This is a genomic window from Curtobacterium sp. ZW137, assembly GCF_003762905.1.
In the GTDB taxonomy this organism is placed as follows: Bacteria; Actinomycetota; Actinomycetes; order Actinomycetales; family Microbacteriaceae; genus Curtobacterium.
Genome location: NZ_RJKS01000002.1, coordinates 712879 through 727682, shown reverse-complemented (window position 1 = coordinate 727682; position 14804 = coordinate 712879). Strand labels below are relative to the sequence as shown.

12 protein-coding genes are annotated in these 14804 nt (G+C 73.4%); 7 read left to right on the top strand and 5 right to left on the bottom strand.

Going from position 1 to position 14804, the window contains the following annotated elements; genetic code table 11:
- Positions 1-32: 32 nt before the first annotated feature.
- Positions 33-1658, bottom strand: a complete 1626-nt coding sequence (locus EDF55_RS18765; protein ID WP_185017251.1) for a hypothetical protein — start codon at positions 1656-1658, stop codon at positions 33-35.
- 77 nt (positions 1659-1735) lie between these two features.
- Here EDF55_RS18765 and pyrE point away from each other — a divergent pair, with 77 nt between their 5' ends.
- A complete protein-coding gene (gene pyrE / locus EDF55_RS08610) occupies positions 1736-2287 on the top strand; it encodes an orotate phosphoribosyltransferase (protein ID WP_123654483.1) in 552 nt (183 codons plus the stop codon).
- Positions 2284-4431: a septum formation family protein gene (locus EDF55_RS19170; RefSeq protein WP_123654481.1), complete on the top strand. Its 2148-nt coding sequence runs from the start codon at positions 2284-2286 to the stop codon at positions 4429-4431. The genes pyrE and EDF55_RS19170 overlap by 4 nt, the downstream gene beginning before the upstream one ends.
- A gap of 71 nt (positions 4432-4502) precedes the next feature.
- Here the strand turns inward: EDF55_RS19170 and EDF55_RS08600 are convergent, their stop codons facing one another.
- The gene (locus EDF55_RS08600) at positions 4503-5456 is read right to left on the bottom strand and encodes an aldo/keto reductase (RefSeq protein WP_123654480.1); all 954 of its coding nucleotides are present in this window, start codon (positions 5454-5456) and stop codon (positions 4503-4505) included.
- A 68-nt stretch (positions 5457-5524) separates the two neighbouring features.
- Between EDF55_RS08600 and EDF55_RS08595 the strand changes: the two genes are divergently transcribed.
- A complete protein-coding gene (locus tag EDF55_RS08595; protein ID WP_123654478.1) occupies positions 5525-6169 on the top strand; it encodes a HEAT repeat domain-containing protein in 645 nt (214 codons plus the stop codon).
- Positions 6170-6454: 285 nt separating this feature from the next.
- Entirely contained in the window at positions 6455-7747 is a 1293-nt protein-coding gene (locus EDF55_RS08590; RefSeq protein WP_260235866.1) for a sodium:proton exchanger, read from the top strand.
- A 483-nt stretch (positions 7748-8230) separates the two neighbouring features.
- On the opposite strand, the gene EDF55_RS08585 is transcribed toward EDF55_RS08590, so the two are convergent.
- Positions 8231-8920 (bottom strand): metal-dependent transcriptional regulator, encoded by a 690-nt coding sequence (locus EDF55_RS08585; protein ID WP_123654476.1) that lies wholly within the window; start codon positions 8918-8920, stop codon positions 8231-8233.
- 80 nt (positions 8921-9000) lie between these two features.
- Here EDF55_RS08585 and EDF55_RS08580 point away from each other — a divergent pair, with 80 nt between their 5' ends.
- The 3 genes from EDF55_RS08580 to EDF55_RS08570 all read left to right on the top strand — a co-directional run bounded on the left by EDF55_RS08580 (position 9001) and on the right by EDF55_RS08570 (position 12891).
- A complete protein-coding gene (locus EDF55_RS08580; RefSeq protein WP_185017249.1) occupies positions 9001-9990 on the top strand; it encodes a CPBP family intramembrane glutamic endopeptidase in 990 nt (329 codons plus the stop codon).
- A gap of 117 nt (positions 9991-10107) precedes the next feature.
- Entirely contained in the window at positions 10108-11898 is a 1791-nt protein-coding gene (locus tag EDF55_RS08575; RefSeq protein ID WP_123654474.1) for a phosphatase PAP2 family protein, read from the top strand.
- A gap of 120 nt (positions 11899-12018) precedes the next feature.
- Positions 12019-12891 carry a L,D-transpeptidase gene (locus tag EDF55_RS08570; RefSeq protein ID WP_123654472.1) on the top strand — a complete coding sequence of 291 codons (873 nt, stop codon included), beginning with the start codon at positions 12019-12021 and terminating at the stop codon, positions 12889-12891.
- A gap of 212 nt (positions 12892-13103) precedes the next feature.
- Here EDF55_RS08570 and EDF55_RS08565 read toward each other — a convergent pair whose 3' ends face one another.
- Both EDF55_RS08565 and EDF55_RS08560 read right to left on the bottom strand, forming a co-directional pair.
- Positions 13104-13892, bottom strand: coding sequence for a trans-aconitate 2-methyltransferase (locus tag EDF55_RS08565; protein ID WP_123654469.1), 789 nt, complete (start codon positions 13890-13892; stop codon positions 13104-13106).
- A gap of 2 nt (positions 13893-13894) precedes the next feature.
- Positions 13895-14692 carry an HAD-IIA family hydrolase gene (locus EDF55_RS08560; RefSeq protein ID WP_123654467.1) on the bottom strand — a complete coding sequence of 266 codons (798 nt, stop codon included), beginning with the start codon at positions 14690-14692 and terminating at the stop codon, positions 13895-13897.
- Positions 14693-14804: the final 112 nt, after the last annotated feature.

The following is a 14804-nucleotide window of genomic DNA, read 5'->3' as shown; positions in this document are numbered from 1 at the left end:
GCGATGCCGACGCACCACTGTGGAGAACTCTCTTACGAACCGGCCGCGAACCCGCGCTCCTGCAGGACCGCGGTCGCGCTGCCGACGACGTCCCGCCGGAGCACGTCCGCCCCGTCGGTGCCCGCGTAGTCCCAGATGTCGAAGCCGCTGCAGTGGGTCACCGACACCGGGGCGCCGAGGGAGTCCTCGACCGGGGTGGACCAGACGTCGCCGGACCCCACCACGACGAAGGTCGGGGCCACATCGCGGTAGGCACCGAGGTCGACGAGCCACGGGTACACCTGGAACGTGTCCCGGACCTGCAGCATGTCCACGTTCGTCGCCGCGTAGGTGGCGAGCGGTCGGACCGTCCAGAACTGACCGACGCCGACCACGTCGCGCCCGTCTGCCCACTGGTCGAGGCAGTCGGCGGGCTCGTACGCGGCCGTGCGGACGGTGCGGACGGTGCTCGGGGTCACGGCGACCCCGGCGGCGAGCACCACTGCCGCGCCGATCGCCAGCGTGACGCGGACCCCGCGGAGCGGCCGGTGCACGCGGGTCTTCCGGACGGCGGACCGGGTGAGTTCGCACACCGCGACCAGGGCGAGGAGCGGTGCGACGACGACGGGCTCCAGGTACCGCGGGGTCTCGGACCCGGCCGCGATCACCCCGACCGAGACGGCGGCGACCGTGACGAGCGGCAGGAGCGTCGCCACGAGGACGGTGCGCGAGGTCCGCACCCGCCACGCCCACACCGTCCCGCCGACCGAGAGCAGCACACCGATCAGCATGAGCACGAGGCCCGCGTCGCCCGCGGCCGTGCCCGCTCGCACGTCGGTCAGGGACGCGAAGAAGCCGAGCGTGGTCACCGCGTGCTCGGGGTGGACGTAGGTCGACGGGTCGAGCGAGACGAACGGCCGGAGCGGGATCCGCACCAGGTACCCGACGACGGCGCCCGCGACGACCACGCCCGAGAGCCACGACGCCAGCCGCCACGGCACCCGCCGGGCGAGCACGAGCAGGGCGAGCGTGACGACGACGGGAGCGCCGGACCAGGGGACGTACAGCGGGTTCGACGCCGTCGTGCACGCGGCGACGAGCCCGAGGACGACGAGCACGGTGGTCGAGGCCCGGCCCGTCCGGACCGCTCGGAGCACCAGCACGGCCGTCGCGAGCAGCGCCAGGGCCACCCCGTAGTAGTAGGTGGTCGTGAGCAGCAGGGACGCGAGCTCGAGCGAGGTCGCGGTGGCGCTCGACTCGGTGAGGACGACGAGGGTCAGGAACCCGAGCGCCGTCGCGGACACCGCGATGCGGGCCGGGCGTCCGGCAGCCGGCATCAGCTCGTTCGCCGCCGCCCGCAGGAGTGCGTACACCGCGACGAGGACGAGCACGCCGTTCAGCGCCAGGGCCTGCTGCGGGGTCCCGGTGACGAGCGAGCACAGCAGGTAGACCGGCAGCTCGGGGAAGAAGAACAGCGCCGGGGACATCGCCCACTCGAAGGGCTCGCCCGCCTGCATCGACCGGACGACCATCGGCAGCAGCACCGAGTCGCCGTCGTACCAGAGCAGCGAGACCCGCGCCGTGGCGATGACGTGGCGGAGGGCGATCACGGCCAGGGCGAGCGCCACGAGCCCACCCAGCGCCTCGTGCCCGAGCGAGCGGAGACGGGCGGAGGGCATGGACGGAGCGTACCGATCGTGGCTCCGGACGGACCCGATGAGCGCCGTCATGGCGGGACCGGCTACCCTTGTGCGCTGTGACGGACGCGCGCGAGCAGTTGATCGACCACATCAAGGCCGAGGCGGTGTTCCACGGCGACTTCACCCTGACCAGCGGGAAGAAGGCGACGTACTACATCGACCTCCGCAAGGTGAGCCTCGACCACCGTGTCGCGCCGCTCATCGGGCAGGTCATGACCGAGCTCGTGGACCAGGTCCCCGACGTGTTCGCGGTGGGCGGGCTCACGATGGGCGCCGACCCGATCGCCAGCGCCGTGCTCCACCAGGCCGCCGCGCAGGGCAAGGCCTACGACGCCTTCGTCGTCCGCAAGGAGCCGAAGGACCACGGCCGCGGCAAGCAGGTCGAGGGTCCGGACCTCGCGGGCAAGCGCGTGGTCGTGCTCGAGGACACCTCCACCACCGGCGGTTCCCCGCTGAAGGCCGCGGAGGCGCTCGAGCGCGAGGGCGCGATCATCGCGGCCGTCGCCGTCGTGGTCGACCGCGACACCGGCGCCAAGGAGACCATCGAGGCCGCCGGCTACCCGTACTTCGCAGCCATCGGGCTGGCTGATCTGGGGCTGACCGCGTGACCGGGGAGCGTCCGGACGACGCGCGCGAGCCTGACGACGCCGCCCGCCCCGCAACGGGGGCAGACGGTCAGGAGGCCCCGCCCGCGTCCGCCTCGGACGCTCGGTTCCCCGGACTCCGCAGTGCTGCCGACATCTTCGGTGCGCCGCGGTCGGCCGACGAGTGGCCGTCCCGCCGTGAACGGCGCGAGGCCGAACGTGCCGCCGCCGAGACCGGCGCGCCGCTCCCGGAGCCCTTCGAGCCGCCGACGGTGCCGTCGGCCCCGGAAGCGCCGGAAGCGCCGGAAGCGCCGGCGGTACCCGAAGCACCGGCAGCGCCCGAGCAGCCGATCCCCGATGCGCCGCTGGACGAGTCCACCCAGGCGATCTCGATGCCCGAGGAACTCGCCCGTCCCTCGCAGCCGGCGCAGCCCGCCTCCGACCCGGACCGCTCGCTCCTCGGCAGCCGCATCCCCGCGGCAGCGCCGGTCCCCCCGAACACCACCGCCCCGCACCCGAGCTCGATCGTGCTGCCCACCGCGCAGGCGCACCGGGACGAACGGGCCGCGCAGACCCGCGCGATCGAGGACGAGCGGCGCCGCACCGACCCCCGCGGCGAGGGCCGTGACGACGTCGACTGGCTCGGCCGCGCCACGGGCGCACCGCTGCCGCCTGCCGGCATCGCGGGCGTCCCCGCACCGACCGGTCCGATCGCGCAGCCCGTCGGCGTGCCGAACGCGCTGCCCCCGACCGAGGAACCGCCGAGCTTCACCGACCTGCTGCGCATCGCGCCGACGGCCGAGCCGCCGCAGGTCGACCGTCCGTTCGACTGGGCGGTTCAGGACGACGTGACCGGCGAGGTCCCGACCACCCTGACGTCGAACCCGTTCGACACGACGACGACCGCGACGCCGATCCCGTCGGCGGAGCGCACCGACCCGGCCCCGGCACCCATGGCGGTCCCTGCACCCACGCCGGCCCCGGCACCCGAGACCGAGTCGGCGCCGGCCACCGAGTCGGCTCCGGACACCGACAGCGGCAGCTGGTCCCTCGTCGACGATGCCGTCCGCACCGGCGAGACCCCGTGGTGGGCCGAGCCCGACGCCGCGCAGCCGACCCCGACGACGCAGGTGCCGCCCCTCGTCGAGCCGACGCCCGCACAGCCGGCGTCCGCGAACGACGTGTACCCGGCGCACCTCCCGCCCGCCGTCGGCGAGGACCTCGACGCGATCCTCGGCATCCGCGGCGCCACGGACACCGGCCAGCAGGACACGACGCTGCCGCGCACCGCGCCGGACGACCTCGACCAGTCCGAGTGGGACGGTCGCGAGACCAGCGACACGAGCGCCATCAAGGACCTCTTCGGCACGCAGGCGGTCAACCAGCTCGGCACCACCGGGTACGACCCGCACGACACGGGGACCCGGATGATGCCGGCGGCGATCACCCCGGCACACGCGCCGGCGCCCGGCCGTTCCGCGTACGCCGCCGGTCCGCCGGTCCCGCCGCCCGCGGACAGCGGCAACTTCATCAACGAGGGCTTCGCGAAGCTCCGGGGCGAGGGCAAGCGCGGCAAGCAGCTGCTCATCGGCGGCGCGATCGTGATCATCCTCGTGATGCTCGTCGCCGTGTTCGCACTCACCCGGTGGATCATCGGGAACAACATCGAGGAGCACACGACGCCGACGAAGTCGCCGGCCGCCGCGTCCGCCTCGATCACGACGAAGTCCTCCGCAGCCCCCGCGGCAGCGCCCACGCCTGCATCGGCCCCGACGATCTCGTTCGCGACCACCACCGCGTCGGCCGGGCAGCACGCCTGGTACGAGCTCGCCGGTGGCGAGTACCTGACGCCGTTCACGAACGCCTGGGCCGAGGACTTCACCGTCGTCGACTGCTCCGCCGCGCACCTCGCACAGCTGACCAGCCGCGGCGCGATCGAGGCGGACGCCTACCCCGGCACCGCCGAGGCGCAGCGGATCGCCACCGACCAGTGCCAGTCGACCGGGGCGTTGAACGTCACCGCCGCGTCGTCCTACGGCGACGTCCAGGTCCAGAGCGTGTACCCGCCGGACGCCGCGTCCTGGCAGGCCGGTGACCGGTTCTGGTCCTGCTTCGTGACCCGCTCCGGCGGCGGCACGATGACGGGGTCGCTCGCGCCGTCCGCGTAGTCACCACGGGACGGACGGGAGGCTCCCCACCGGTCCGGTGGGGAGCCTCCCGTCCTGTCATCGGTCGTGACTCAGGCCGCAGCCGGGACCTTCGCCGACGCGTCCGAGAGCGTCCGCACCTCGTCCGCCGTCAGCTCGAGCTCGGCGGAGGCGAGGAGCGCCGGCAGCTGCTCCGTGTTCCGGGCGGAGGCGATCGGCGCGACGACGTCGGGCTGCGCCTGCAGCCAGGCGAGCGCCACGGTGGCGATCTCGGTGTCGTGCGCGCCCGCGATGGTGGACAGCGCGTCCACGACCGCGAGGCCCTCGTCGGTGAAGTACCCCGACACCTGCCCCTCGCGGTCCTTGCCGGCGAAGTCGTCCTTCGTGCGGTACTTGCCCGTGAGGAACCCGGCGGCGAGGGAGAAGTACGGCACCACGCCGAGCCCGGCCTCGTGCGCGAGCGGCGCGATCTCGGACTCGTAGGGCTCGCGGGTGACGAGGTTGTAGTGCGGCTGGATCGCCACCGGCTTCGCCAGGCCGTGCTCGTCCGCGATGCGGATCCACTCCGCCGCGCGGTCCTTCGAGTAGTTCGAGATCGCCGTGTACCGGACCAGGCCCTCGCGGACGAGCTGGTCGAACGCGCGGACCGTCTCCTCGAGCGGCGTGTCCTGGTCGTCGAAGTGCGCGTAGTACAGGTCGATCCGGTCGGTGCCGAGTCGCTGCAGGCTCGCGCGGGCGGCCTTCGCGACGTTGTCCGCGGAGAGCCCCGGGAACTCCGGGTGCTGCGAGACCTTCGTGGCGATGACGACGTCGTCCCGTTTGCCGGACTTCGCGAACCACGACCCGATGACGGTCTCGGACTCGCCACCGGAGTTGCCGTCGCCCCACGCCGAGTAGACGTCGGCCGTGTCGACGAAGTCGCCACCGGCGGCCGTGTAGGCGTCGAGGACCTGGTGCGAGGTGGCCTCGTCCGCCGTCCACCCGAACACGTTGCCGCCGAGGGCGAGGGGGAAGACGGTGAGGTCGCTGGTTCCGATGCGGGGCATGCGGATTCCTTTCAGATCGGTACGGTTCCGGGCCCACGCTAGGCCGCGACCCTTGGCATGATCGGAACATGACGTCACTGGTCACGTACCTCACCGACCCCCGCGCCACCGTGCGGCTGCGCGCCGTGATGGCGGCGGGGACGACGCCGACGGCGGACGACCTCGAGACGCTCGTCGACCAGTGCGCGATCGAGCCGGACCTGCAGGTCCGCGAGATGCTCACGTGGGCGCTCATCCGGCTGCCGGCGGAGCTCGTCGTGCCGCGCGTCCTGCGGGAGCTCGACCGGCCGGAGGCGAAGGCGCGGAGCCAGGCGCTGCACACGCTCTCGAAGATCCACGACCGGTCGGTGTACCCGCAGGTCGCAGCGCGGCTCGAGGACCTCGACCCGGGCGTCGTCCGGACGGCCTGGCGGGCCGCGGTGGTGCTCGTGCCCGACGACTCCCGTTCCGCGCTCGCCCGTGCACTCGCCGTGCAGCTCGGGCAGGCGGACCCCGAGATGCGGCTGTCGCTGAGCCGGGCGCTCGTCGGACTCGGCGCGGACGTGGTCGAGCCGGTGCTGGGCGACGCGGCGTCGCACCGGAACGAGGACGTCCGCGCGCACGCCGCAGAGACCGAGCGCCTGCTGCACGACCCGTCCGCCGGGTCGGAGCTCGCGCGGGAGCGGGCGCGGCGCGAGGTCGCACTCGGCCGGACGCGGTCCGCGAAGGGCTGAACCGCTCCGCGGCTTGGCGGGGCGGGTTGTCGACACTCAGGATTCGGGCTGCCGAACAAGCCCGATCGGCTTGCGCATGCCGATCGGAGCGCGCCAAGGTGGGTGTCGAAGGGGAGTAGCTCCCAGCGCGTGCATCGACACACTGGCCATCACGACGATCGGCCCGGTGCACCACCTCGGCCCGTGCCCACAGCACGGCAGAGGCGAGCGAGACCTTCGGCCGTTCCGCCATGGCCGAAGCCGCTCAGGTGTGTGCAGCGTCATGGCTCGACCACGAGGACCACCATGACGAACACCCTCTCTCCCGCACCGGCGACCGCCGTCGCGGTGTCGCGGATGGGCGCCAGCGCCTGGGGACGCATCGCGATCTGCATCGCCGTCGCCCTGCCTGCCGTCGTCTTCCGGATCGGCGGGTTCGCGCCGAACCCCGTCGTCGACCTGCTCGTGTTCGGTGCGGCCGTCGTCGCCGCGTCGTTCCTGCTCGCCTGGGCAGCCGAGGCGGCGCAGAAGGACATCGCCGGCGCGCTCGCCATCGCGATCCTCGCGCTCATCGCCGTGCTGCCCGAGTACGCGGTCGACCTGTACTACGCGTTCCGCTCCGGGTCCGACCCCGCGTACGAGCAGTTCGCGGCCGCCAACATGACCGGCTCGAACCGGCTGCTGCTCGGGTTCGGCTGGCCCCTCGTCGTGATCATCTCGCTGCTCGTCGCCCGGCGGTTCGTCCGCACCGGCGCGATGCCCCCGATCGCCACGAAGGTGCTCGAGCTCGAGCGGTCCGCACGGCTCGACGTCGGGTTCCTGGCGCTCCTGGCGCTCGTCGCGTTCCTCATCCCGCTGATGGGGTCGATCCCGATGTGGTTCGGGTTCGTGCTGCTCGCGGCGTTCGTGCTGTACCTGTGGCGGGCATCGAAGGTGTCGGACGACGGGGACGAAGACGACGAGGAGCTCGTCGGGATGGCGGGCAACATCGCGTCGATGTCGCAGAGCTCCCGGCGGTGGACGATCGTGGCGCTCTTCGTCGTCGCCGCGGCGGTCATCCTGTCCTCCGCGGAGCCCTTCGCCGATGCCCTCGTGCAGTCCGGCAGCGCGCTCGGGATCGACAGCTACTTCCTCGTGCAGTGGCTCGCGCCGCTCGCGACCGAGGCGCCGGAGTTCATCGTCGCGGCGCTGTTCGCCCTGCGGGGGATGGGCGGCGCGGCCATCGGGACGCTCATCGCGTCGAAGGTGAACCAGTGGTCGCTGCTCGTCGGCTCGCTGCCGATCGCGCACGTGCTCGGCGGTGGCACCACCGGTGGGCTGCCGCTCGACGGCCGGCAGGTCGAGGAGTTCATGCTGACCGCGTCGCAGACCCTGCTCGGGGTCGCGATCATCATCGCGCTGCGGTTCCACCGGTGGTCGGCGATCGCCCTCGCGGCGCTGTTCGCGGTGCAGTTCGCCGTGACGGACACGAACGGGCGCTGGGTGCTCAGCATCGTGCACGTCGTCGCGGCGCTCGTGGTGTTCTGGATCAACCGCCGGGACATCCTCCCCACGCTCGCGGCCCCCTTCCGCCGCCCGTCGTCCCCGTCCCTGCGCTGACGCGCCCCGCGCCCCGCCGCGCCGCGCCGCGACGCGCCCCGCGCCCCGCCGCGCCGCGCCGCGCCGCGCCGCGCGCCGCGCCGCGACGCGCCCCGCGCCCCGCCGCGCCGCGCCGCGCCGCGACGCGCCCCGCGCCCCGCCGCGCCGCGCCGCGCCGCGCCGCGCGCCGCGCCGCGCCGCGCGCCGCGCCGCGCCGCGCGCCGCGCCGCGCCGCGCCGCGCGCCCCTTGCGGGCCGGTGAGATCGCACTTCGTGTCGCCGCAACGACCGCGAGCCGACAGGAAGTGCGATCTCGGCCCCGGGTCCAGGCCCCGTTCTGGACTGGAGGCTCGGCGCGGGTCCGCACCGAGCCTCCAGTCCGACGGGGGCGGCCCCCACCTCCCCACACGATCCATCACTGTTGAGATCGCACTTCGGGTCGCCTGCGGCGACCGCGAGCCGACACGAAGTGCGATCTCAGCGGGGTGCGCGCCGCGCGCGGGGCTCAGTCGGCGTCGGGAGCGAGCCAGATCGCGTCGGCCGCCGCAGCCGGCAGGTCGACGAGGGACTCCGTCCCGTCGGCGGCCCGCCGAGCCACCGCGATGACGCCCGCGTAGTCGCGGACCTGCTCCACCCGGAGGTGCGTGCCGAGCCCCACGCCGAGCTCGTCGAAGTACCGCAGCAGCGACGGGTCGTCGTCGGACACCCGGTCGACGGTGCCGCACGACCCGGGCGCGATCGTGCCGAGGAGCGCCCCGGGGGAATCAGGCAGGGTGCCGTCGGTGCGCGGGATCGGGTCGCCGTGGGGGTCGTGCGTCGGGTGCCCGAGGTCGGCGTCCACCCGGTCGAGGAACGTCTCGGACACCGCGTGCTCGAGCGCCTCGGCCTCGGTGTGGACCTCGTCCCAGGTGTAGCCGAGCCGGGACACCAGGAACGACTCGATGAGCCGGTGCCGGCGGACCATCGCCACGGCGACCTGCTGTCCGAGCGGGGTGAGCACGACGCCGTAGTACGGGGTGTGCTCGATGAGGCCGTCGCGGTCGAGCTTCCGGAGGTTGCCGGACACGGTCGAGGCGGAGACCTTCAGCGACGCGGCGATGTCCCTGGTCGCGATGCCGGTGTCGCCGCGCTCCCGGGCCTTCCAGATCAGCTTGACGTAGTCCTCCGCCATGGTCGACAGAGAAGGGAGTCGCATCACGCCGCCGTAGTGCTGTGGCTACTACGGGCCATGGTCGAGAGCGAAGGAAGGCGCATGTCCCAATGGTACAAACAGGCATGACCGAACAGAGACGGCGCTGGCCCGTCCCGCCGTCGCTCCTGGTCGGCCTCGCACCGATGCTCGTGTTCGCCGCGATCAGCGCCTGGCGTGCGCGACCGAGCGACGACTACCCGTCCCTCGGGCTCACGGTCGACAGCGTCGTGCAGGCGCTCGTCATCCCGGAGGGGATCGCGGCACTCGGGCTGGCGGTCGTCGTCACGGTCCTCGGCTGGTGGCGGATCGCGACGGTCGACCCGACCCGGGGACGCCCACGGTGGGCCTGGACCGCGCCCGCGCTGATCCTCGCCGTCTGCCTGGCGCGCCTGCCGCTCGTCGACTGGACCGCGCTGCCGTGGCACTACTTCGCGCTGCTCGGGGTCGGGGTGCTCTTCGTCGGGTTCTTCGAGGAGCTGATGACCCGCGGCGTGCTGCTCGTGGGGCTGCGCCGACGGCTGCCCGAGTTCGGCGTGTGGCTCGTCTCCTGCGTGCTGTTCGGGCTGCTGCACCTGCTCAACGCCCTCGCCGGCGCCGGGATCGGCCCGACGCTGATCCAGGTCGTGTTCGCGGCGTCGTTCGGCTCCGTCCTGTACGTCGCCCGTCGGCTCAGCGGGAACCTGCTCCTGCCGGTGCTCCTGCACGCGGTGTGGGACTTCGGGTCGATCGCGGTGTCCGCGACCGCGAACCGGGGCTTCGGCGACATCGCGCTCGCGGGGCTGCTCGGCCTCGTGGCGTTCGCGGTGCTCGTGCTCGGCATCGTCGCCGGCGGGGTGATCGCGTGGCGGGACGACCGGCCGCGCCGACTGCGCCGACGCTGGCGGGACGTGCCGCCCAACGACGTGCCGCCCGACGACGTGCCGCCGAACGACGTGCCGCCCGAGGACGTGCCGCCGAACGACGTGCCGCAGCGTGACGGCGTGCCGCAGCCCGGCGTCTACGCACGCCGGGCCGTTCCCGGCGGGCGCGACCTGCGAGACTCCACAGACACCCCGTCCGGTTCACCTTCCTGACGCTGGCCGTTCGCCGGACCGACACCGGGCCTCCTTACCGTCTGACCGTTCTCGTCAGCAACTGACGGTCGGTACACAGAGAGGAGCGCCGCCCGGGTCCCCGGGCGGCAACCACGCATGCGCACATCCGCACGCGCCGTGGCCACGGGGGTGACCGTCGCGGCGATCGCGACGTCCCTGGTCATCGGCACCCCGCTCGCGGCCTCCGCCGCCGGCTACCCGAGCGACACCACCAAGCCGGACCTGACCTCGCTCCTGGGCGGCTACGACTCGTTCTGGAAGTCCAGCGGCACGAACGACCTGCACGGCACGGTCGTGGGCGCCGCGACGCTCGCGAAGAACGACGAGCTGGCGTCCTGGATCAACCAGAACGCCACGACGGCGCAACAGTTCCGGGCGCTGCAGGACTCGGAGTACAACAACGCGACGAACACCGCCTACGACCAGTCGTTCACGGTGTCCCAGGGGCTCGGTGCCGCACTCGAGAAGATCTACGTCGACGGCCGTACCGACGGGGACCTCCCGCTCACCAGCGCGCTCATCAACAGCTCGAACGGCACGACCGGCGCGTACGTCAGCACCGGCGACGCGAAGGCGCACTTCAGCTACCCGCGCCCGTACCTCCCGGCCACCACCACGGCGACGTTGCCCGCGGGCGACGACCAGACCGGTTGCGCACCGACGACGGTGAACGCCTCGTCCGTCACGCCGAACCGCGTCGGGAAGTCCTACGCCAGCGCCGACGGCACGCTGAAGATCACGCGGGTCCCGGTCGCCACCGACACGACGAAGGAGTTCTCGCCGAACGACGTCGTCCTCGACGCCGGGTACGGCACGGCCGGCATCTGCACCGGCGGCTCCTACCCGAGCGGGCACACCACGACGGCGTACCAGGCGGGCATCACGCTGGCCACGCTCGTCCCGGAGCTCGCGCCGGAGATCCTCGCGCGCACCTCGGAGAACGGCAACGACCGCATCGTCCTCGGCGTGCACTACCCGCTCGACATCATCGGCGGGCGCATCGACGGCGAGGCGGCCCTGGCGGCCCGCTGGTCGGACACCGCGTACCGGACGGACGTCCTCGAGCCGGCCCGCAAGGAGCTCGTCAGCTACCTCGAGGCGAAGTGCGGCGACACCCTCGCGAACTGCATCGCCGCCGAGCAGCCCTACGAGAACGACCCCTACGGCGGCAAGGCGATCCCTGGTGGCACGTCGCAGGTCATCACCGACCGCGCCTCGGCCGTGAAGGTCTACGAGGAGCGCATGACGTACGGCTTCGCGGCGACCGGCACGACGGGGCTCGCACCGTCGGTCCCCACCGGTGCGGAGAACCTCCTGCTCACCACGTTCCCGACCCTCACCGACGCGCAGCGCACCGCGGTGCTCGCGCAGACCGAGATCGCATCGGGCTCCCCGCTCGACCAGTCGGGCACGGCGAACGGTTCGTGGCAGCGCCTCGACCTCGCCGCCGCCACGAGCGCGACCGTGGCGGTCGCCGCTGACGGCTCCGTGCAGGTCGTCTCGACCGGCGGCACGGCGAAGGTCGTCACGGGTGTCATCACCGCCCCGAACGGCACGAGCGTCCAGGCCGGCACCGAGCTGGCCCTCGCCGGCACCGGCTTCACCGCCGGCGCGCGCTACCAGGTCGTGCTGCACAGCGACCCGGTCGTGGTCGGCACGCTCACCGCGGACGCCTCGGGCGCCCTGTCCGGCAACGTCGCGATCCCGGCCGCCACCACCGCAGGCTCGCACACGATCGACGTGGTCGACGCGACGGGCGCCTCGGCGCTCGTCGACCCGCTCGCGATCACCGTGACGGCAGCGGCCGCCCCGGCAGGCAGCGGGAACGGCACCGGCACCACCGTCGTCCCGACGACCGGCATCCACCTGCCCGTCGTCAGCGGCTGACGCACCACCACCGGTCGGCCGGCGTGCACGGCACGTCGGCCGACCGGTCCCGTTCCACCCGGCCGGGAGGCTCGGCTCACCGCCGCCCCGCCGGCTCGCACCCCGAGAGAGACCGTTCCCTTGCACAAGCGCACGCTCTGGACCTCCGTCAGCATCGCGGCAGCGGCCGTCGTCGCCGCCGGCGCGCTCGCCGTCCCGCTGCTCGGCAGCACCCCGGCTGCTCCGGGGGCCACGCCCACGTCCCCGTCCGCGTCGGCCGCCGCGATCCCGGCGGTGCCGTCGGTCTCCGCCGCCGCCCTCGCCGCGTTGCCCGAGGCGCAGTACTCCGCGGTCATCGCGGGACTCGTCCCGGTCGAGCACACCGTGACGGAGGACACCGTCTTCCACCTGCGCGCCGATGCGCCCCTGTTCGGTGCGGACCGCCACACGGCCGTCGCCCGGTTCGCGAGCAAGGACTTCCTGCAGCAGCCGACGACCGTCGTCGGGCTCCGCCGCGAGGGCGCGTGGGAACTCGTGCTCACCCCCGCCCGTCGGCAGCTGCCGTCCGCGGCCGGAGTGTCCGGAGCCGCGGCGCAGACCTCGGCCTGGGTGCCCGCCGCGTCGCTGACGCGGGTGTCGACGCCGTCGTCGCGCGTGGTGATCTCCACGAAGGACCAGACCGTCTCGATCGTGTCCGCCTCCGGCGCCGTCCAGCAGCGCTTCTCGGCCGGGGTCGGCACGGCGGACACCCCGACCCCGACCGGCGTGACGGGCTACCTGGAGCAGCGCTACGTCGACCCGAGCCAGGGCACCGGCGACCACCCGATCCAGCTCACCTCGCTGCACTCCGCGGCGGCCGACGAGCCGTACGGCGGGCACGACGGCGGGCTGATCGGGATGCACTGGAACGCCGCGACCTCGGGTGCCGTCTCGCACGGGTGCGTCCGGCTCGACGCCGACGCCGTGGCAGCGGTGAACGCCCTGCCGCTCGGCACCCTGGTGACGGTCGAGTAGGCGCGCCGCGCGCGCCGCGCGCGCCGCGCGCCGCGCGCCGCGCGCCGGCCGCCGGCCCCGGTGAGATCGCACTTCGTGTCGGTCGGCGTCCGGGGGACGCGACACGAAGTGCGATCTCACCGGACGGGGACGACGCGCCTCGCCCGCCCCGCGCGGGCGCCCCGCGCGGGCGCACCCGCGCGGGCGCGCCGCGCGGGGGCGCCGCGCGCGCGTCAGCGCTTGCGGGCGACCGTGAAGACGCGGCGGAAGGGGTAGACGGTGCCGTGCGGACCCGCCGGGTACGCGTGCCGCAGGCGTGCGGCGTAGGTGGCCTCGAACTCGGCGGTCAGGGAGCCGGACGGGTCGGCGACGTCGAGCGCAGCCAGGGCCGGTCGGAGCCCGGTGCCCCGGACCCAGTCGAGCACCGGGTCCTCGCCCTGCAGGAGCTGCATGTACGTGGTCTCCCACGCCGACGCACGGAAGCCGTTCGACTCGAACAGGTCGAGGTACCCGGCCGCGTCGAGCACCGGGTCCGCCCGGAGCACGCCGGACAGCGCCGCCGCCCATGGGCCCTCGGCCGCGACGGCACGCATCAGCGCGTGCGACGGGGAATCGAAGTTGCCGGGGACCTGCATCGCGAACCACGAACCCGTCGGCATCGCGGCGAGCCACCCGGGCAGCAGCGATGTGTGTGACGGGACCCACTGCAGCGCGGCGTTGGTGACCACGACGTCGTCCGACGCGGTGGGAGCCCAGTCCTCGATGGGGCCGAGCGCGAACGACAGGTTCGGGGAGCGCTGGGTCAGGGGAGACGCGTCCTCGAGCATCTCCGCGGAGGAGTCGATCCCGACGACGCGGGCCGACGGCCAGCGTTCCGCGAGGGTGGCCGTGAGGGCCCCGGAACCGCAGCCGAGGTCGACGACGCGACGAGGGGCCTCCTGGCCGATCTGCGCGACCAGGTCGTGGAACGGGCGCGACCGCTCGTCGCTGAACGCGGCGTACCGCGCCGGGTCCCAGCGCATGCCTACATCTCGACTTCGACGGGCTCCGTGCGCACGAGCTCGTGGACGCCGGAGATGACCTCGCTCGGCCGGAACGGGTAGCGGTCGATCTCGGCCTGGTCGCTGATGCCCGTCATCACGAGGACGGTGTGCAGCCCCGCTTCGATGCCGGCCTGGACGTCGGTGTCCATCCGGTCGCCGATCATCCCGGTGTTCTCCGAGTGCGCACCGATCCGGTTCATCGCGGAGCGGAACATCATCGGGTTCGGCTTGCCGACCACGTAGGGCTGCTTGCCGGTGGCCTTCTCGATCATCGCGGCGATCGCGCCGGTGGCGGGCAGGACACCCTCGGCGCTCGGGCCGGTCGCGTCGGGGTTCGTGACGATGAACCGGGCGCCGTCACGGATCAGCCGGACGGCCTTCGTGATCGCCTCGAACGAGTAGTTCCGGGTCTCGCCGACGACGACGTAGTCGGGCGCGGTCTCGGTCATGATGAAGCCGGCTTCGTGGAGCGCCGTGGTCATGCCGGCTTCCCCGATGACGAACGCGGAGCCGCCGGGCATCTGGGACTTGCAGAAGTCCGCCGTGGCGAGTGCGGAGGTCCAGATGCGGTCCTCCGGCACCTCGAGACCGGACCAGCGGAGCCGGGCGCTGAGGTCGCGCGGGGTGAAGATCGAGTTGTTCGTGAGGACGAGGAACTCGGTGCCCTCGTCGAGCCACTGCTGGATCAGTTCGGGTGCACCGGGGAGCGCCTGGTTCTCGTGGACCAGCACGCCGTCCATGTCCGTCAGCCAGCACTCGACGTCGTCGCGGGATGCCATGGCCTCACCCTAGTGCGCGTGCGTGGCGGCCCGGCACGGGGTGGGCTTCGAAAGGGCCGGGAGGCTCCGATCGGCTCTTGCGCGCCGCTTCCGGACCCGAGAAGGTCGAGAC

Bases quoted from the DNA above. Each gene is read 5' to 3' on its own strand.
- EDF55_RS18765 (WP_185017251.1), bottom strand. From the start codon at position 1,658: ATGCCCTCCGCCCGTCTCCGCTCGCTCGGGCACGAGGCGCTGGGTGGG.
- EDF55_RS08600 (WP_123654480.1), bottom strand. From the start codon at position 5,456: ATGCCCCGCATCGGAACCAGCGACCTCACCGTCTTCCCCCTCGCCCTC.
- EDF55_RS08595 (WP_123654478.1), top strand. From the start codon at position 5,525: ATGACGTCACTGGTCACGTACCTCACCGACCCCCGCGCCACCGTGCGG.
- EDF55_RS08590 (WP_260235866.1), top strand. From the start codon at position 6,455: ATGACGAACACCCTCTCTCCCGCACCGGCGACCGCCGTCGCGGTGTCG.
- EDF55_RS08585 (WP_123654476.1), bottom strand. From the start codon at position 8,920: ATGCGACTCCCTTCTCTGTCGACCATGGCGGAGGACTACGTCAAGCTG.
- EDF55_RS08580 (WP_185017249.1), top strand. From the start codon at position 9,001: ATGACCGAACAGAGACGGCGCTGGCCCGTCCCGCCGTCGCTCCTGGTC.
- EDF55_RS08575 (WP_123654474.1), top strand. From the start codon at position 10,108: ATGCGCACATCCGCACGCGCCGTGGCCACGGGGGTGACCGTCGCGGCG.
- EDF55_RS08565 (WP_123654469.1), bottom strand. From the start codon at position 13,892: ATGCGCTGGGACCCGGCGCGGTACGCCGCGTTCAGCGACGAGCGGTCG.
- EDF55_RS08560 (WP_123654467.1), bottom strand. From the start codon at position 14,692: ATGGCATCCCGCGACGACGTCGAGTGCTGGCTGACGGACATGGACGGC.